Source organism: Klebsiella oxytoca NBRC 105695 (assembly GCF_001598695.1).
Taxonomy (GTDB): domain Bacteria; phylum Pseudomonadota; class Gammaproteobacteria; order Enterobacterales; family Enterobacteriaceae; genus Klebsiella; species Klebsiella oxytoca.
Genome location: NZ_BCZK01000002.1, coordinates 325,844 through 343,002, shown reverse-complemented (window position 1 = coordinate 343,002; position 17,159 = coordinate 325,844). Strand labels below are relative to the sequence as shown.

Annotated in this window: 15 protein-coding genes; 8 read left to right on the top strand and 7 right to left on the bottom strand. The window is 56.5% G+C overall.

From position 1 onward, the window contains the following. Positions 1 to 59 precede the first annotated feature (59 nt). Positions 60 to 914: a co-chaperone YbbN gene (locus KO1_RS05225; protein ID WP_004099714.1), complete on the top strand. Its 855-nt coding sequence runs from the start codon at positions 60 to 62 to the stop codon at positions 912 to 914. 98 nt (positions 915 to 1,012) lie between these two features. On the opposite strand, the gene fetB is transcribed toward KO1_RS05225, so the two are convergent. Then, positions 1,013 to 1,795: an iron efflux ABC transporter permease subunit FetB gene (gene fetB, locus KO1_RS05220; RefSeq protein ID WP_004099712.1), complete on the bottom strand. Its 783-nt coding sequence runs from the start codon at positions 1,793 to 1,795 to the stop codon at positions 1,013 to 1,015. Continuing rightward, the gene (gene fetA / locus KO1_RS05215) at positions 1,782 to 2,462 is read right to left on the bottom strand and encodes an iron efflux ABC transporter ATP-binding subunit FetA (RefSeq protein ID WP_004099706.1); all 681 of its coding nucleotides are present in this window, start codon (positions 2,460 to 2,462) and stop codon (positions 1,782 to 1,784) included. The genes fetB and fetA overlap by 14 nt, the downstream gene beginning before the upstream one ends. A gap of 136 nt (positions 2,463 to 2,598) precedes the next feature. Here fetA and KO1_RS05210 point away from each other — a divergent pair, with 136 nt between their 5' ends. Together KO1_RS05210 and KO1_RS05205 are read left to right on the top strand one after the other, a co-directional pair. Continuing rightward, on the top strand, positions 2,599 to 3,516 hold the full coding sequence (locus KO1_RS05210) for an SPFH domain-containing protein (protein ID WP_004099702.1): 918 nt from the start codon (positions 2,599 to 2,601) through the stop codon (positions 3,514 to 3,516). Next, the gene (locus KO1_RS05205) at positions 3,513 to 3,977 is read left to right on the top strand and encodes an NfeD family protein (RefSeq protein ID WP_004099700.1); all 465 of its coding nucleotides are present in this window, start codon (positions 3,513 to 3,515) and stop codon (positions 3,975 to 3,977) included. The genes KO1_RS05210 and KO1_RS05205 overlap by 4 nt, the downstream gene beginning before the upstream one ends. On the opposite strand, the gene cueR is transcribed toward KO1_RS05205, so the two are convergent. After that, a complete protein-coding gene (cueR, locus tag KO1_RS05200) occupies positions 3,974 to 4,384 on the bottom strand; it encodes a Cu(I)-responsive transcriptional regulator (protein WP_004099697.1) in 411 nt (136 codons plus the stop codon). The two genes, KO1_RS05205 and cueR, sit on opposite strands and share 4 nt — an antisense overlap. 106 nt (positions 4,385 to 4,490) lie before the next feature. Between cueR and copA the strand changes: the two genes are divergently transcribed. From copA to ybaK, 3 genes are all read left to right on the top strand, one after another. Next, positions 4,491 to 6,992, top strand: a complete 2,502-nt coding sequence (gene copA / locus KO1_RS05195; protein ID WP_004099694.1) for a copper-exporting P-type ATPase CopA — start codon at positions 4,491 to 4,493, stop codon at positions 6,990 to 6,992. Positions 6,993 to 7,258: 266 nt separating this feature from the next. Further along, positions 7,259 to 8,053: a TraB/GumN family protein gene (locus tag KO1_RS05190; RefSeq protein ID WP_004099693.1), complete on the top strand. Its 795-nt coding sequence runs from the start codon at positions 7,259 to 7,261 to the stop codon at positions 8,051 to 8,053. A 201-nt stretch (positions 8,054 to 8,254) separates the two neighbouring features. Further along, entirely contained in the window at positions 8,255 to 8,734 is a 480-nt protein-coding gene (gene ybaK, locus KO1_RS05185) for a Cys-tRNA(Pro)/Cys-tRNA(Cys) deacylase YbaK (RefSeq protein ID WP_004099690.1), read from the top strand. Positions 8,735 to 8,859: 125 nt separating this feature from the next. On the opposite strand, the gene ushA is transcribed toward ybaK, so the two are convergent. Beyond that, complete coding sequence (ushA, locus tag KO1_RS05180) at positions 8,860 to 10,512, bottom strand: bifunctional UDP-sugar hydrolase/5'-nucleotidase UshA (RefSeq protein ID WP_004099686.1); 1,653 nt, start codon at positions 10,510 to 10,512, stop codon at positions 8,860 to 8,862. A gap of 163 nt (positions 10,513 to 10,675) precedes the next feature. On the opposite strand from ushA, the gene KO1_RS05175 reads away from it, so the two are divergent. Together KO1_RS05175 and ybaL are read left to right on the top strand one after the other, a co-directional pair. Continuing rightward, positions 10,676 to 11,896, top strand: coding sequence for an MFS transporter (locus tag KO1_RS05175; RefSeq protein WP_024273856.1), 1,221 nt, complete (start codon positions 10,676 to 10,678; stop codon positions 11,894 to 11,896). A gap of 368 nt (positions 11,897 to 12,264) precedes the next feature. Next, a complete protein-coding gene (gene ybaL, locus KO1_RS05170) occupies positions 12,265 to 13,941 on the top strand; it encodes a YbaL family putative K(+) efflux transporter (RefSeq protein WP_004099684.1) in 1,677 nt (558 codons plus the stop codon). Positions 13,942 to 13,984: 43 nt separating this feature from the next. Here the strand turns inward: ybaL and KO1_RS05165 are convergent, their stop codons facing one another. The 3 genes from KO1_RS05165 to adk all read right to left on the bottom strand — a co-directional run bounded on the left by KO1_RS05165 (position 13,985) and on the right by adk (position 17,087). Continuing rightward, entirely contained in the window at positions 13,985 to 15,289 is a 1,305-nt protein-coding gene (locus tag KO1_RS05165) for an inosine/guanosine kinase (RefSeq protein WP_004099683.1), read from the bottom strand. Between the two features lie 63 nt (positions 15,290 to 15,352). Continuing rightward, positions 15,353 to 16,315 carry a ferrochelatase gene (hemH, locus tag KO1_RS05160; RefSeq protein ID WP_024273855.1) on the bottom strand — a complete coding sequence of 321 codons (963 nt, stop codon included), beginning with the start codon at positions 16,313 to 16,315 and terminating at the stop codon, positions 15,353 to 15,355. Positions 16,316 to 16,442: 127 nt separating this feature from the next. Further along, positions 16,443 to 17,087 (bottom strand): adenylate kinase, encoded by a 645-nt coding sequence (gene adk, locus KO1_RS05155; RefSeq protein WP_004099679.1) that lies wholly within the window; start codon positions 17,085 to 17,087, stop codon positions 16,443 to 16,445. Positions 17,088 to 17,159 lie beyond the last annotated feature (72 nt).

Below are 17,159 nucleotides of genomic sequence, written 5' to 3'. Positions count from 1 at the left end.
TGAAGCACCTGCCGCCGTCCCCATATATCTATACAAATATCGATTAAAGAGACTTGCTCATGTCCGCACAGAATATCGTCAATATTACCGAAGCTAATCTACACCAGACGCTGCAGCAATCCGCGACAACGCCGGTGCTGTTTTATTTCTGGTCCGCGCGCAGCCAGCATTGCGAGCAGCTGACGCCGGTACTGGAGAGCCTCGCCACCCAGTACAACGGCCTGTTTACCCTCGCTAAAGTTGACTGCGATGCCGAACAAATGCTGGCTTCGCAGTTTGGCCTGCGCGCTATCCCTACGGTTTACCTGTTCCAGAACGGTCAGCCGGTCGACGGCTTCGAAGGCCCGCAGCCGGAAGAAGCGGTTCGCGCGCTGCTGGATAAGTTCCTGCCACGTGAAGAGGAGCTCAAAGCGCAGCAGGCGCTGGCGCTGATGGAGGAAGAGAACTACGCCGAAGCGCTGCCGCTGCTGAAAGACGCCTGGCAGATGTCGAATCAGGAGAGCCAGATCGGCCTGCTGCTGGCGGAAACGCTGATTGCCCTCCATCGTTCCGATGAAGCGGAAACGGTACTGAAAACCGTGCCGCTGCAGGATCAGGATACCCGCTATCAGGGGCTGGTGGCGCAGATCGAGCTGCTGAAAAAAGCCGCCGACACGCCGGAAATTCAGCAGCTGCAGCAGCAGGTTGAGCAGAACCCGGAAGATGCGGCGCTGGCCTCCCAGCTGGCATTACAGCTGCATCAGGTGGGGCGTAACGAAGAAGCCCTGGCGCTGCTGTTCAGCCATCTGCAAAAAGATTTAGGCGCCGGAAACGGCGAGGTTCGCAAACTGCTGCAAGAGATCCTTTCCGCACTCGGCACCGGCGACGCGCTGGCCGCGAAGTACCGACGCCAGCTCTATTCTCTGCTTTATTAATGATAATCACCCGGCTCGCGCTGCGCGTAGCCGGGCTACAGGATGGCTGTTCTCGTGGCCCGGACAGGCGCGTTCAGCGCCGCATCCGGGAAAAAATCTCACGCGCGTTTTTTCAGCTGCGTCACCACCAGTTGATGGCGCGCATTGAAGAACTTCCGATAGGTCAGATACCCGGCGATGATCGTTGACAGGCTGGCGGTCGATAGCAGCATAAACGTCACCATAATCTGATACTTAATCGCTTTTACCGGATCAATCCCGGCGAAAATCAGCCCCGACATCATCCCCGGCAGGCTCACCAGCCCCACCGTTTTCGCCGAATCTACCGTTGGGATCAGCGCGGCGCGAATGCTATCGCGTATAAGCCTTGCAGACGCCATCTTCGGCGTTGCGCCCAGGCTCAGCTTTTCCTGAATCTGCTGCTGCTCGCTGCTAAAACGCTGCCCCATATTGTTGTAGCAAAGTCCAACCGCCACCATCGCGTTGCCGGCTACCATCCCGGCAATCGGAATCACCTGCATCGGCACAAAAGCAATCGATCCGGAAACAACCAGCACCGCCAGGGTTAACCCAGCGCCGGTCGTTATCGCGATAAACGAGGAGACAAAGGCTTTGTCGATATATTTGCTACGCTTTTTCGCATTCCACGCGGCGTTAAAGCAGATAAACAGCACCATCAGCAGCGTCAGCACGGCGTGATTAACGTTAAAGATATATTTCAGCACATAGCCGACAATAATCAGCTGCACTATTGCCCGACAAATGCTCCAGATAATCTCTTTTTCCAGCGCCAGCTTTTCCCGGTAGCTAACCACGATCGCTACCAGTACCAGAACCATAGATAACGCCAGCGACTCATTGGTAATATTATGCCCGTTCATTTTTTTTCTCCTCCTGCGCTCTTCCGCCAGCAGGCTTTAGCGTAATCACTTCATCCGCATGGGCAATTTCATTGCTATCGTGAGTGACCCACAGAACGGCGATGTTTTTTTCGCTGGTGTAGCGATGAATAATCTCATTCACATTGGTTTTATTGCTTTCATCCAGCGCGCTGGTAATTTCATCCAGCAGCAGCACCTGCGGCAAAAACTGCAGATTGCGTATCAACGAAACGCGCTGCTTTTCCCCGCCCGAAAGTTCATTGATTGACTTTTCCAGCGTATTTTCCGCCAGCCCAAAGCGCAGCAGATCGGCGACCAGCGCTTTGGGTTCAGGCTGTTTATTACGAATCTGCCACGGGAAGATCAGATTGTCATACACCGAATCGCCAAACAGCGCCGGGGTTTGCGCGCAGTAGGAAACCTGCTGGCGATAGGTTTCCGGCGTCAACGTGTTGATATCTTTACCCGCGAAGAGAATTTTTCCCGACGTCGGGCTCAGCAGCGAAGCGATTATTTTTAATAAGGTGCTTTTCCCGCACCCGGAAGGGCCGGTAATTAGCTTAAATTCCCCTGCCCTGAGCTGAAAACTTATCTCATTAAGGATGGTGACATCATCGGCCTGAAACCCCACGTTCTCCAGGCGCAAAATAGCGTTACTTTCGGTCATTATTATTCCCAGTTTTTCAACAACGCCTCTAGTTTACTCCACTTTCCTTTCACCCGGATGCGCGGAAAGATATACTCTGGTTAAACGCGCGCCACTCTCCCGGCGCATCAACAGGCAACAAGACAGGAGGTTTTTGATGCTGATTTTTATCCCCATTCTTATTTTCGTCGCGCTGGTTATCGTCGGAGCGTCGGTAAAAATTGTTCCTCAGGGCTACCAGTGGACGGTAGAGCGCTTTGGCCGCTATACGCAAACGCTGCAGCCGGGTATGAGCCTTGTGGTTCCCTTTATGGATCGGATCGGGCGCAAAATTAATATGATGGAGCAGGTGCTCGATATCCCTTCACAGGAGGTGATTTCGCGCGATAACGCCAACGTCACCATTGATGCGGTGTGCTTTATTCAGGTTATCGATGCGCCGAAAGCCGCCTATGAAGTCAGCAACCTCGAGCTGGCGATCATCAACCTGACCATGACCAACATTCGTACCGTGCTGGGCTCCATGGAACTGGATGAAATGCTCTCCCAGCGCGACAGCATCAACACCCGTCTGCTGCATATTGTCGATGAAGCGACCAACCCGTGGGGCATCAAAATTACCCGCGTCGAGATCCGCGACGTACGCCCGCCGGCGGAGCTGATCGCCTCAATGAACGCCCAGATGAAAGCCGAACGAACTAAGCGCGCCTATATTCTGGAAGCCGAAGGGATACGTCAGGCGGAAATTCTCAAAGCCGAAGGCGAGAAACAGTCGCAGATCCTCAAAGCCGAGGGCGAACGCCAGTCGGCATTTTTACAGGCAGAGGCGCGCGAACGTTCTGCGGAAGCGGAAGCGCGCGCTACCCAGATGGTGTCGTCCGCTATCGCCTCCGGCGACATTCAGGCCATCAACTACTTTGTCGCGCAGAAATATACCGATGCGCTGCAGCAAATTGGCGCGGCGAACAACAGTAAAGTGGTGCTGATGCCGCTGGATGCCAGCAGCCTGATGGGCTCCATCGCCGGGATCAGCGAACTGATTAAGGAAGGGGCTGGCGCCCAGAAAAAATCATGATCGCGCTGATTCTCACCCACCCACATATTTTCTGGCTCAGCCTTGGCGGGCTGCTGCTGGCGGCGGAAATGCTCGGCGGCAACGGCTATCTGCTGTGGAGCGGCATTGCCGGCGTCGTAACCGGGCTGCTGGTCTGGATGCTACCGTTTAGCTGGGAGTGGCAGGGCACGCTGTTCGCCGTGCTGACCCTGCTGGCGGCCTGGCTGTGGTCGCGCTGGCTGCGTAACCGCGTAAAACGCCAGAAGCCGACGGACGCTCAGCTTAATCAGCGGGGACAGCAGCTGCTTGGCCGCCGCTTTACGCTGGAAACGGCGCTGGTTAACGGCCGAGGACACGTCCGCGTGGGCGACAGTTCATGGCCGGTAATAGCCGATGACGACCTCATGGCGGGCAGTAAGGTTGAAGTCGTCGCCGTCGAGGGGATTACGCTGCGGGTCAGGGAGCTCCCTAACGGCCGCTAGGCCTGGACTTTGCGGTGACAGCAGCCCGAGAGATTATCGATGATCGGGCAGTCCGCGCTGTCATCGCCGGGACAGGAGTCCGCCAGCGCCAGCAGCTGCGTACGCATCCCCTGCAGTTCGCTGATGTGGCGCTCAATTTCCGCGACTTTCTCCAGCGTCCGGCGCTTCACGTCGGCGCTGTGCCGCGACGGATCGTTGAACAGGAATATCAGCTCGCGACACTCTTCCAGATTGAACCCCACCTGACGCGCCTGGCGCAGCAGGGTCAGTTCATCCAGATGCTGTTGGCTGTAGCTGCGGTAGCCGTTTTCGCTACGCAGCGGCGGCGTTACCAGTCCCTTCTCTTCGTAAAAACGGATCGCTTTACTGGTTAAGCCGGTTTTTTTCGCCACATCGCTAATATTCATGTTTCCCCCTTGACCTTCCCCTTGCTGGAAGGTTTAACCTTGCTAATACTCGATGAAAGAGTGTGTTCGGTCAATCATTAACCGGAAATTTATTCAGGAGTTATTTATGTCTAACACTATCGACCTCGCGCTTGATGGCCTCTCCTGCGGCCACTGCGTTAAACGGGTGAAAGAGAGCCTGGAGCAGCGTCCCGACGTTGAGCAGGCGGAAGTTACCGTTACCGAAGCCCACGTCACGGGCAGCGCCAGCGCGGAAGCGCTGATTGAGACCATTAAACAAGCCGGATACGGCGCGGAGCTCAGCCACCCAAAGGCTAAACCGCTGGCAGAATCATCAATCCCGCCGGAAGCACTGACAGCGGCCACCACTGAGCTTCCGGCAGCCCGTGACGTAGATGACAGCCAGCAGCTGTTAATCAACGGCATGAGCTGCGCCAGCTGCGTATCCCGGGTACAAAACGCGCTCGCCGCGGTGCCGGGCGTCTCGCAGGCGCGGGTCAACCTGGCGGAACGCACTGCGCTGGTATTGGGCAGCGCGTCCGCCGCAGAATTAGTCCAGGCCGTAGAGAAAGCGGGCTACGGCGCGGAGGCTATCGAAGACGACCTCGAACGCCGCGAGCGTCAGCAGGAAACCGCCATCGCCACAATGAAGCGCTTCCGCTGGCAGGCTATCGTCGCCCTGCTGGTCGGGATCCCGGTGATGGGTTGGGGGATGATCGGCGACAACATGATGGTCAGCGATGATAACCGTACCCTGTGGCTGGTTATCGGCCTTGTCACGCTGGCGGTGATGGTATTTGCCGGCGGCCATTTTTACCGCAGCGCGTGGAAAAGCCTGAAAAACGGCACCGCGACGATGGATACGCTGGTGGCGCTGGGTACCGGCGTCGCCTGGCTCTATTCGATGAGCGTCAATCTGTGGCCGCAGTGGTTTCCGCTGGAAGCCCGCCACCTTTATTATGAAGCCAGCGCGATGATTATCGGTCTGATTAACCTCGGCCATATGCTGGAAGCCCGTGCACGTCAGCGCTCCTCGAAAGCGCTGGAAAAACTACTCGATTTAACCCCACCGTCAGCGCGGGTGGTCACCGACGAAGGCGAAAAAGATCTGCCGCTGGCGGAAGTTCAGGCGGGAATGACCCTGCGTTTGACCACCGGCGATCGCGTTCCGGTCGATGGCATCATTAGCCAGGGCGAGGCCTGGTTCGATGAAGCGATGCTCACCGGTGAGCCGGTGCCGCAGCAAAAAGGCGACGGTGACGCCGTGCATGCCGGGACCGTAGTGCAGGACGGCAGCGTACTGTTTACCGCCAGCGCCGTCGGCAGCCAGACCACCCTGGCGCGTATTATCCGCATGGTGCGTCAGGCGCAGAGCAGTAAACCTGAAATCGGCCAGTTGGCGGACAAAATCTCCGCCGTGTTCGTCCCGGCGGTCGTGGCGATAGCCCTGTTCAGCGCCGCGATCTGGTACTTTTTCGGTCCGGCGCCGCAAATTGTCTATACCCTGGTGATCGCCACCACGGTGCTGATTATCGCCTGTCCGTGCGCCCTGGGGCTGGCAACGCCGATGTCGATTATCTCCGGCGTGGGCCGCGCGGCGGAGTACGGAGTTCTGGTGCGCGATGCCGATGCGCTGCAGCGCGCCAGCACCCTGGATACGCTGGTCTTTGATAAAACGGGTACCCTCACCGAGGGTAAACCGCAGGTGGTGGCGATAAAAACCTTTGCCGCCATCGATGAAACCACCGCACTGCGTCTGGCGGCGTCACTGGAGCAAGGCTCCAGCCACCCGCTGGCGCGCGCCATCCTCGACAAAGCCGCAGATCAACGCCTGCCTGCGGTAGATAATTTCCGCACCCTACGCGGACTGGGGGTCAGCGGTGAAGCCGAAGGCCACCGTCTGCTGCTCGGCAACCAGGCGCTGCTTAATGAGCAAAAGATAGCAACGGCTGAAATAGAAGGCGAAATGAACGCCCAGGCGTCGCAGGGCGCGACGCCGGTGCTACTGGCGGTAGATGGTCAGGCGGCGGCGCTGTTCGCCATCCGCGATCCGCTGCGTGAAGATAGCGTGGCGGCATTAGCCAGGCTGCACCGCCAGGGTTATCGTCTGGTCATGCTGACCGGCGATAACCCAACCACCGCCAACGCTATCGCTAAAGAGGCGGGCATTGATGAGGTGATTGCCGGGGTTCTGCCGGACGGTAAAGCCGATGCGATTAAGCGCCTGCAAGGCCAGGGACATCAGGTGGCGATGATCGGCGACGGTATCAACGATGCGCCCGCGCTGGCGCAGGCCGATGTGGGGATCGCCATGGGCGGCGGCAGCGATGTCGCCATTGAGACAGCGGCGATTACCCTGATGCGCCATAGCCTGAACGGCGTCGCCGATGCGCTGGAGATCGCCAAAGCCACGCTGCGCAACATGAAGCAGAACCTGCTGGGGGCATTTGTTTATAACTCGCTGGGCATTCCGATTGCCGCCGGGATCCTGTGGCCGCTAACCGGAACGCTGCTCAATCCGGTGGTGGCGGGCGCAGCCATGGCGCTCTCTTCGATTACCGTCGTGAGCAACGCCAACCGCCTGCTGCGCTTTAAGCCAAAATCCTAAGCCGGAAGCCTAAGCTCCTGTCGTTTCAGCCGCCGTGCGGTTGGATTCCCGGCTGGCGGCGTCAACGCCTTAGCCGGGAGCACAACCGCAGATGACCGTGTACCCGTGCGAGAAAATAACCAGACGCCGACGTTCAGTCATTCTGCTCGTTCCGGTGAGTGCTCCAGCCGATAAACCAGTGCCTGCGCGCAGACGCTTTCCCAGGACTTTCCTTGCGCCGTTCTTCCCCAGGCGCTAGCATGAAAGCTTCACACTACGGAGCACGTATGGGCCTGTTAAACCGAATAAAAATGCTGTGGCAAGCCGCCCTCGGCTCGTCTTATTCCTGGCCCGCGCTGGATATCACCCTTCCCGGGGAACGCCATCTGCACCTGGTCGGCAGTATTCATATGGGCACCCGCGATATGTCGCCGCCGCCCGCCCGGCTGTTAAAAAAGATCCGTCAGGCCGATGCGCTGATTGTGGAAGCGGATATTAGCGGCAGCGAAACGCCATTCAGCAACCTCCCCTCCTGTCCGCCGCTGGCGGAACGCCTGAACGCCCCCCAGCTTGCTGCACTGCAAGAGCGAGCGGCAGAAATGGGCCTGTCTGTCGCGCTGTTCGACAGTCAACCGCTGTGGCAGGTAGCGATGGTACTGCAGGCAACTCAGGCGCAAAAACTGGGGCTCAGGGCGGATTACGGCATTGATTATCAACTGCTGATGGCGGCGCGCGAGAGCCATATCCGCGTGATGGAGCTGGAGGGAGCCGACAGCCAGATTGCGCTGCTGCGGGATCTGCCCGATGGCGGTCTGGCGCTGCTGGAGGATACCCTCACCCACTGGCGCACAAATGCGCGTCTGCTGCAGGTGATGATCGGTTGGTGGCTCGATCAGCCGCCGTCAAGAGGGGCTACCTCGCTGCCGACAACCTTTAGCCAGTCGCTGTATGACGTTCTGATGCACCAGCGCAACCTCGCCTGGCGGGAAACGCTGCTGGCGCTGCCGCCGGGACGCTACGTGGTTGCCGTCGGGGCGCTGCATTTATACGGCGAAGGGAATCTGCCGGACATGCTGACGTAAAAAAATGGCCAATATTGCTATTGGCCCGTCAAAGAGGAATTTCATCATTATTATTATTCCGGGGTTCGCGCCCCGGATCGTCTGATTGTCGCTCAAAGTGACCATCACTGCCAATACTATTGCGCAAGATGATACTATTTTTTAGACAGCCGTCGGGCGTATGCTTATGTCACATTTAATCGGTTGGTAAGAAGGATAACGATGACTCCCGCCGTAAAATTACTCGAAAAAAACAAAATTAGTTTTCAAATCCACAGCTACGATCACGATCCGAACGAAACCAATTTTGGTGACGAAGTGGTGCGTAAGCTGGGACTGAACGCCGACCAGGTCTACAAAACGCTGCTGGTTGCCGTTAACGGCGACATGAAGCATCTGGCCGTTGCAGTGACCCCGGTTGCGGGTCAGTTGGATCTGAAAAAAGTGGCGAAGGCCTTAGGCGCAAAAAAAGTGGATATGGCAGACCCGATGGTCGCGCAGCGGGTTACCGGCTATCTGGTGGGGGGTATCAGCCCGCTCGGGCAAAAAAAACGTCTGCCGACGGTGATTGACGCACCGGCCCAGGCGTTTGCCACCATCTATATTTCCGGCGGCAAACGCGGGCTGGATATTGAGCTGGCGGCCAGCGATCTGGCGAAGATCCTTGAGGCAAAATTCGCCGATATCGCGCGGCGCGATTAATTGACGGTTTTGCGTCAGAGGATTATCCCGGAGGCGGCGCTGACGCGCCTTGTCCGGGCTACAAAATCCAAAACCGCTGAGACCTGTAGCCCCGGTAGCTACGCAACCGGGGTTTGGCTCAAACGTTACTGCCAGCTTACCTCGCCTTTCGGTTCATAAGCTGCCGCATCCAACGGTGAGTTTTTCTGGATATACTCTTTCAGCACTTCGGCATCGATAAAGCCGGTATTAACATAGCCGGGCTTCGTATCGATATGCGGATAGCCGTCGCCGCCGGTGGCGTTAAAGCTCAGGGTCGCCATACGATAGGTCTTTGCCGGATCGACCGGTTCGCCTTTGATAGTCAAATTATTGAGCTTGCCGTCTTTAGCCACAAAACCGACGTTGGCAAACTGCGGATAGGCGCCGGAATCGGGCTTCATCTGCGCCACGGCGGTCAGATACTCGGTCACTTCCTTACCGCTCATATCGACATAGACCAGCACGTTGCCGAAGGGTTGGACCTTCATCACATCTTTATAGGTGATATCACCCGCTTCAATCGAATCACGCACTCCGCCGCCGCTCATCACCGCGAAATCAGCATTGCTGCGCGCCATCTGCGCCGCCAGCAGCAAACGTCCCATATTGGTTTGCACGAAACGAACTTTGCTGCGATCGCCCTCCAGATGCGCGTTTACGCTACCGATTTTCACCTGTAGCTGCGCTTTGCCTTTATTCTGGAACGGCGTCAGCAGGGAGAGCATCTGCGGATTTTCGGGGATTTGCGGCGTATAGAGCACGCGCTCGCTCTCGCCGTTGTCCCAGGTGACCTTTTTCTTCAGGTTGACCGGGATCAGCTGATAGCGCACCAGCTTCATGTCGCCGTTGCGGAATTCAAAATCGGCGCGGCCAACATATTTACCCCACTCATGGGCCTGCACAATCCAGATACCGTTCTGCTTGTCCGGCGCGCACGGGCTACCCGGAACGTAATCCACCTGCTTCTTGTTCTCCGACGCCATGCATACCGGGTCCTGCGAGTGACCGCCGACGATCATCGCCAGCGCTCCCGCAGGCAGGCTGCGTGCCATCTCAACATCGCCCGGCGCGTTCGAACCGTGAGCGCCATTGTCATAATGGCCCATGTGGGTAGTAGCCAGAATCACGTCCGGCTTTTCATTCTGCTGCAGCTCCTGGATAACGAGTTTGGCCTCTTCCGCCGGTTTACGGAACTCGATATCGGTAAAGAACTCGGGATTACCAATTTTAGCCGTATCGTCGGTCGTCAGACCGATAACCGCAATATTCAGCCCGCCGCGTTTGAACAGCGCCCACGGCTTAAACAGACGCTCGCCGGTGCTTTTCTGATAAATATTCGCCGAAAGGAAAGGGAACTTCGCCCATTTTTCCTGCTGACGCAGTACGCTAAGCGGATTATCAAATTCATGATTCCCCACCGCCATTGCATCGTAGCCAATCAGGTTCATCCCGCGGAAATCAGGTTCCGCGTCCTGTAAATCGGATTCCGGCACGCCGGTGTTGATATCGCCGCCGGATAACAGCAGCACGCTGCCGCCTTCTGCCGCCACCTCTTTGCGAATACCGTCAACCAGCGTTTTTTGTGCGGATAGCCCATATTCGCCGTAGTCGCTACGCCAGAAGTGGCCATGATGATCGTTAGTATGCAGGATGGTTATTTTGTAAGTTTTATCCTGCTCATAAGCCTGCGCTGACAGGCTCCCCAGCGATAGCGCCGTAAATAGCGCCAGCGCAACGCCTTGCTTCATAAAGTGCATATTTCTCTCCCTGACGAAGTAACAACTGCCGAAAGTATAGCGAGTTGGCCGATTAGACAAATATGTTTTCAGAATTGCGACTTCCTTCAAACCTTAGGGGCAGGTATGTTAGGCAGATAATAATTCCACCTGCATCCTCTATAAAAAACACTTAAGTGAACCTATGGCAATGAATCAGACCGCACAACCCTTATCCGGCCCTGCTGCTGCGCAGCAAAAAGCACGCACCTCGTTTCGCATTCTCGGCGCCATCAGCCTCTCCCATTTGCTAAACGATATGATCCAATCGCTTATTCTGGCTATCTACCCGCTGCTGCAGGCCGAGTTTTCGCTGACCTTTGTGCAGATAGGTATGATTACCCTCACCTTCCAGCTGGCCTCATCGCTATTGCAGCCGGTCGTCGGCTATCTGACCGACAAACATCCGATGCCGTGGTCGCTGCCGATAGGCATGTGCTTTACCCTGAGCGGTCTGGTGCTGCTGGCGATCTCGGGGAGCTTTGGTATGGTTCTGCTGGCAGCCGCGCTGGTCGGCACCGGGTCTTCGGTCTTTCATCCGGAGTCTTCACGCGTGGCGCGTATGGCTTCCGGCGGTCGCCATGGCCTGGCGCAGTCGATATTTCAGGTCGGCGGTAACTTTGGCAGCTCGTTAGGCCCGCTGCTTGCGGCCCTGATTATCGCTCCTTACGGTAAAGGTAACGTTGGCTGGTTTGTCCTGGCAGCGCTGTTGGCGATCGTCGTGCTGGCGCAAATCAGCCGCTGGTATGCCGCTCAGCATCGGATGAATAAAGGTAAACCGAAGGCGCTGATTGTAAATCCGTTGCCAAAAAACAAAGTTATTCTGGCGGTCAGTATCCTGTTACTGCTGATTTTCTCGAAATACTTCTATATGGCGAGCATCAGCAGCTATTACACCTTTTATCTGATGCAAAAATTCGGATTGTCGGTGCAAAATGCCCAGTTTCATCTGTTTGCCTTTCTTTTTGCCGTCGCGGCAGGAACGGTGATTGGCGGGCCTGTCGGCGATAAGATTGGGCGCAAATATGTTATTTGGGGCTCTATCCTTGGCGTAGCGCCGTTCACCCTTGTTTTACCCTATGCATCCCTGGAATGGACCGGGATTTTAACGGTGATAATTGGTTTTATCCTTGCCTCAGCCTTTTCCGCCATTCTGGTCTATGCCCAGGAGCTATTACCGGGGCGGATCGGCATGGTTTCTGGTTTGTTCTTCGGTTTTGCTTTTGGCATGGGTGGCCTTGGCGCCGCGGTACTGGGGCTCTTAGCTGACCATACCAGCATCGAACTGGTCTATAAAATCTGCGCTTTCCTGCCTCTAATCGGCATCCTGACGATATTTCTACCTAACAACCATCAAAAGTCATGATTCTTCGGTAGCCAAAGTGTAACTTTGGCTACCACAATCCCTTACCCCACCAGCATTACCCCGCATAAGCTGCTGCCATTTTGCGCTCCGTGCTTTTTTGCACGTCAATTGCATTTTTCTGCAAAATTCAACGATTATTCATAAACAAAACCGCTGAAAGTGTCATAAACTATTATTCGGTTTTTTGGTTTTATACCCTAATTCATTCAAGTTGCAGGACAAGCCACTTGTGCCTTGAACAGCGCTGGCGCTGGCCCCCAAGGGCGAGGCTCATGGATGAGCTAAGTAATAAAGCCTACGCCCATGCAAATTGAAGCATGACGGGTATGTACCGAAAATGGATCAGCTCACCACTGCAAGGAGACGGAATGCACCACGCAACACCGCTAATCACCACCATTGTCGGCGGCCTTGTGCTCGCCTTTATTCTCGGCATGATTGCCAATAAGCTACGTATTTCTCCTCTGGTGGGATATCTATTAGCGGGCGTGCTGGCCGGACCTTTTACCCCAGGTTTTGTTGCTGATACCAAGCTGGCACCGGAACTGGCCGAGCTCGGCGTGATCCTGCTGATGTTCGGCGTGGGTCTGCATTTCTCCTTAAAAGATCTGATGGCGGTTAAGGCCATCGCCATCCCGGGCGCTATCGCCCAGATAGCCGTAGCGACCCTGTTGGGTATGGCGCTCTCTGCCATGCTGGGCTGGTCGTTAATGACCGGTATCGTTTTTGGTCTGTGTCTTTCTACCGCCAGTACCGTGGTGCTGCTGCGCGCGCTGGAAGAACGGCAGCTTATTGATAGCCAGCGGGGGCAAATCGCCATCGGCTGGCTGATTGTTGAAGATCTGGTGATGGTTCTGACGCTGGTGCTGCTGCCGGCGGTTGCCGGCATGACCGAGAAAGGCGACGTGGGCCTGGCTTCTCTGGCCCTCGATATGAGTATTACCATCGGCAAAGTCGTCGCCTTCATCGCCATTATGATGCTCGTCGGCCGCCGCCTGGTGCCGTGGATTATGTCGCGCAGCGCGGCAACCGGTTCACGCGAGCTGTTTACACTGTCGGTACTGGCGTTAGCGCTCGGCATCGCTTTCGGCGCCGTTGAACTATTTGACGTCTCCTTCGCCCTCGGCGCCTTTTTCGCCGGTATGGTGCTCAATGAATCCGAGCTCAGCCATCGCGCGGCCCACGATACGCTGCCGCTGCGCGACGCCTTCGCCGTGCTGTTCTTTGTCTCCGTCGGAATGCTGTTCGACCCGATGATTCTGCTTGAGCAGCCGCTGGCAGTACTGGCGACGCTGGCTATCATCATTTTCGGTAAATCGGCTGCCGCCTTCTTCCTGGTGCGGATGTTCGGCCACTCGCCGCGCACTGCCCTGACCATTGCCGCCAGTCTGGCGCAAATCGGTGAATTCGCCTTTATTCTTGCTGGTCTGGGAATGGCGCTGGATCTGCTGCCGCAGGCCGGGCAGAACCTGGTGCTTGCCGGCGCCATTATCTCCATCATGCTCAACCCGGTCCTGTTTACCCTGCTGGAAAAATACCTCGATAAAACGGAGACGCTGGACGAACAGACGCTGGAAGAAGTGCTGGAAGATGAGAAACAGATCCCCGTTGATATCTGTAACCATGCGCTGCTGGTCGGTTTCGGTCGCGTCGGGAGCCTGCTTGGTGAAAAACTGATGGCTCAGGGGATACCGCTGGTAGTTATCGAAACATCGCGCACCCGCGTTGACGAACTGCGCGCGCGGGGTATTCGCGCAGTTTTAGGTAACGCCGCCAATGAAGAGATAATGAATCTGGCGCATCTGGACTGCGCGCGCTGGCTACTGCTCACCATCCCTAACGGTTACGAGGCCGGAGAGATCGTGGCCTCAGCGCGCGAGAAGTGCCCGAATATCGAGATCATCGCGCGCGCGCATTACGACGATGAGGTGGAATATATTGTTGAACGCGGCGCCAACCAGGTAGTGATGGGCGAGCGAGAAATCGCCCGCGCCATGCTTAAGCTGCTTGAAACGCCGCCAGCCGGCGAGCTTATTACCGGTTAATGCTTCCGGCCCCGACTCCCCGGGGCCGACTTTATTTACCGGCTTAACGATCCCAGTAGGCCTCTTCCAGACTATCTTCACGCTCCGGCAGGCCGCGGGTCAGACGCGGTGAATGCTGGTTCAGCACCTGATAGCTCACGCGGTTAGCGTATTTACACACCTGCGCCAGCGAGGAATAGGTCAGCCATTTGCATTTGTGCTTGCTGGAGTTCGGCACGTTATTGCGATGATAATTATTAGCGGTGATGTCGTGCAGCAGTGCCGCCAGCGCGCCGTCGCCGGCGCCGTTGGTGTTCATGATCTTCTCCGGCCCGCCCATATAGGGTGCGATATGCGAATAAATACGCAGCGGATTCTCGCAGTCCTGGTGGCGCATCGCGCGGCTGAATTCATACTGGTTAAACTCGGCAATCGCGCCAGGCAGCAGCGGATGCTGCGTTTTGCGCTTAGCCTCATCCTCGGTAAAACTGGCCATATACAGCCCGGCGGGCCCGGCGGTGCACAGTACCAGGTCAACCCACTCCAGCGCCTTGTCGGAAGCCAGCAGCGGATCGGATAGTCCGGTCAGCGCTTCCGCCTCCTCTTCGTTCATCGCCAGAATAGAAACGTGTTCTTTGAGGAACGCCTGCCACCACGCCGGATTATCAGCGATAACGTATTTAGTCCCCAGGGTCAGGACCACCGGTACATCGTGCTTTTTCGCATATTTGATGGCCTGCATCGTCGCGTCCGGCATCGGCTCACCCGGCTTGCAGCGGACGAGGTAGGAGGTCAGCACCAGCGCGGAAGCGCCGGCGATCACGCTTTCCGGAATGCTTTCCGGGCGGAGCTTATTCATATGGCCGGGGCTGATCGCAAAGGTGCGCTCGCCGGAGTCGCTAATAAGGGTAAAGCAGCGACCAATCGCGCCATCCACGCCTTGCAGGTAGTTCAGATCGGTACGGCTGGAGGTGTTGCACAGGTAGCGATAGGCGTAGCCGCCGATTTCAATATTGCTGCACATGACGCCAAGCAGAACCGAGCGGTCATCCGCCAGCACCGAGTAGTTGTGCATGGTGTTTCCGATGGTACCACCGGCAAACTGGTGGGTAATCAGATCGTTGCGGACCAGTTCCTGGTACAACGCTTCGGCGACATCATCCTCAATCACCAGCGAATGCCCGGCGCTCAGGCCGTAGCGTACGATAAACGCCTCATCCACTTTCGCTTCGATATCGACCAGGGTTTGATCGATGCCGACGACCCAGGCGACGTTAGACTCATTGTCCGGCTGAATTTGTTGCAGCAGCGGATCGCGAGCGTTGACGGGAAAATAGTGTTTGGATTTGCGTTTACCGGGAAATTTCATAGTGGCGATTTATTGACAGTGAACAAGCGGGGAATAGTAGCATACTCCCCGCCGCACGCGCGATCAGCGATATTTCGCCGTCAGGTTGACCATCATTTCAATATGCGCGGTGTCCGCATTAAGCGCCGGTATGTACTCATATTGCTGGCCGCCGGCTTCAAGGAAGATTTCCCGGTTTTGCACCGCGATCTCTTCCAGCGTCTCCAGGCAATCGGCAGCAAAGCCGGGGCAGATAACCTGAATATGCTTCACCCCTTTCTCACCGAGCATTTTCAGCGTTTCGTCAGTATAGGGCGTCAGCCACGGCTCACGACCAAAGCGCGACTGAAAAGTCATCATGACCCGGTCAGGCGACAGACCAAGGGCTGAAACCAGCTCACGAGTGGTATCGCGACAGCGCTGAGGATAGGTATCCCCTTGCTGAGCGTAACGCTGTGGAATCCCATGATAGGAGAGCAGCAGTAAATCCGGCTCGCCGTGCACCGCAAACGAAGCGCGTACGCTGGCGGCCAGCGCGTGAATGTAGTCCACATCATCGGCATAGTCGCGAATAAAAGAGATGCCGGGAATCGCGCGCTTTCCGGCGAGGATACGCCCCAGCTCATCCCAGACCGCCGCCACGGTAGAACAGGAGTATTGCGGATAGAGCGGTAGCACCACGATGTGGTCCACACCCTGCGCCAGCAGTTCATCCACCGCGCTCTCCAGCGACGGCGAGCCGTAGCTCATCCCCAGCGCCACCGGCGTATCCGGAAGCCGCGCGGCCAGCGCCTGCCTCTGCTGCTGGCTATAGACCATCAGCGGCGAGCCGTCTTCCATCCAGATGGACTGATAGAGCTTAGCGACCCTGGGGGCGCGCAGGGGCAGTATCACGCCGCGCAGCAACGGCCACCACAGTAGACGGGAGGTATCCACCACGCGCCGATCGCTAAGAAACTGTCGTAGATAGCGCTTAACCGCGTCGGGCGTGGGCGCATCGGGAGTGCCTAAATTGGCTAATAAGATACCTGTTTTCGTCTGATGCATTACCGCCTCTTAACCATTTGAATCGCTGACAATTGTAGCTGAAATGGCGCTAAACGGAACCAATCATAGAAAAAGGTAAAATGAGAGGAGTTCTCACCCCGCCGCTGCGGGATGAGAACTAACGGAATTAACCGAGGATTTTTTCCAGTTCGGCGCGAACGTCCGCAACCGCTTTGGTGCCATCAACTTTCGCGTATTGGGTATTGCCCGCTTCAGCTTCTTTCTGATAGTAGCCGATCAGCGGAGCCGTCATCTGATGATATTCAACCAGACGCTTACGCACGGTCTCTTCCTGGTCGTCTTTACGGGTGGTCAGCTCTTCGCCGGTCACGTCGTCTTTGCCTTCGACTTTCGGCGGATTAAATTTGATGTGATAAACGCGGCCGGAAGCAGCGTGAACGCGACGGCCGATGATGCGGTCAACGATCAGTTCATCAGGAACATCGAATTCCAGTACGTAATCTACGGCAATGCCCGCTTCTTTCATGGCGTCAGCCTGGGGAATGGTGCGCGGGAAGCCGTCCAGCAGGAATCCGTTGCGGCAATCTTCCTGAGTAATACGCTCTTTGACCAGGGCGATAACCAGTTCGTCGGTGACCAGCTTACCGGCGTCCATAATATCCTTCGCCTTTTTGCCCAGCTCGGAGCCTGACTTCACCGCGGCACGCAGCATGTCGCCGGTGGAGATTTGCGGAATACCGTATTTCTCCATGATGAACTGAGCCTGAGTTCCTTTACCCGCGCCCGGAGCGCCAAGCAGAATAATACGCATTACGAAAATCCCCTCAAAAGTTGATTCAATATTTCAAAAAACGCTAAACCATACCACCAGAACGCGGATGGC

What these genes read in the sequence shown, in the direction of transcription:
- KO1_RS05225 (WP_004099714.1), top strand. Translation starts at nt 60, where the DNA reads ATGTCCGCACAGAATATCGTCAATATTACCGAAGCTAATCTACACCAG.
- fetB (WP_004099712.1), bottom strand. Translation starts at nt 1,795, where the DNA reads ATGAACGGGCATAATATTACCAATGAGTCGCTGGCGTTATCTATGGTT.
- fetA (WP_004099706.1), bottom strand. Translation starts at nt 2,462, where the DNA reads ATGACCGAAAGTAACGCTATTTTGCGCCTGGAGAACGTGGGGTTTCAG.
- KO1_RS05210 (WP_004099702.1), top strand. Translation starts at nt 2,599, where the DNA reads ATGCTGATTTTTATCCCCATTCTTATTTTCGTCGCGCTGGTTATCGTC.
- KO1_RS05205 (WP_004099700.1), top strand. Translation starts at nt 3,513, where the DNA reads ATGATCGCGCTGATTCTCACCCACCCACATATTTTCTGGCTCAGCCTT.
- cueR (WP_004099697.1), bottom strand. Translation starts at nt 4,384, where the DNA reads ATGAATATTAGCGATGTGGCGAAAAAAACCGGCTTAACCAGTAAAGCG.
- copA (WP_004099694.1), top strand. Translation starts at nt 4,491, where the DNA reads ATGTCTAACACTATCGACCTCGCGCTTGATGGCCTCTCCTGCGGCCAC.
- KO1_RS05190 (WP_004099693.1), top strand. Translation starts at nt 7,259, where the DNA reads ATGGGCCTGTTAAACCGAATAAAAATGCTGTGGCAAGCCGCCCTCGGC.
- ybaK (WP_004099690.1), top strand. Translation starts at nt 8,255, where the DNA reads ATGACTCCCGCCGTAAAATTACTCGAAAAAAACAAAATTAGTTTTCAA.
- ushA (WP_004099686.1), bottom strand. Translation starts at nt 10,512, where the DNA reads ATGCACTTTATGAAGCAAGGCGTTGCGCTGGCGCTATTTACGGCGCTA.
- KO1_RS05175 (WP_024273856.1), top strand. Translation starts at nt 10,676, where the DNA reads ATGGCAATGAATCAGACCGCACAACCCTTATCCGGCCCTGCTGCTGCG.
- ybaL (WP_004099684.1), top strand. Translation starts at nt 12,265, where the DNA reads ATGCACCACGCAACACCGCTAATCACCACCATTGTCGGCGGCCTTGTG.
- KO1_RS05165 (WP_004099683.1), bottom strand. Translation starts at nt 15,289, where the DNA reads ATGAAATTTCCCGGTAAACGCAAATCCAAACACTATTTTCCCGTCAAC.
- hemH (WP_024273855.1), bottom strand. Translation starts at nt 16,315, where the DNA reads ATGCATCAGACGAAAACAGGTATCTTATTAGCCAATTTAGGCACTCCC.
- adk (WP_004099679.1), bottom strand. Translation starts at nt 17,087, where the DNA reads ATGCGTATTATTCTGCTTGGCGCTCCGGGCGCGGGTAAAGGAACTCAG.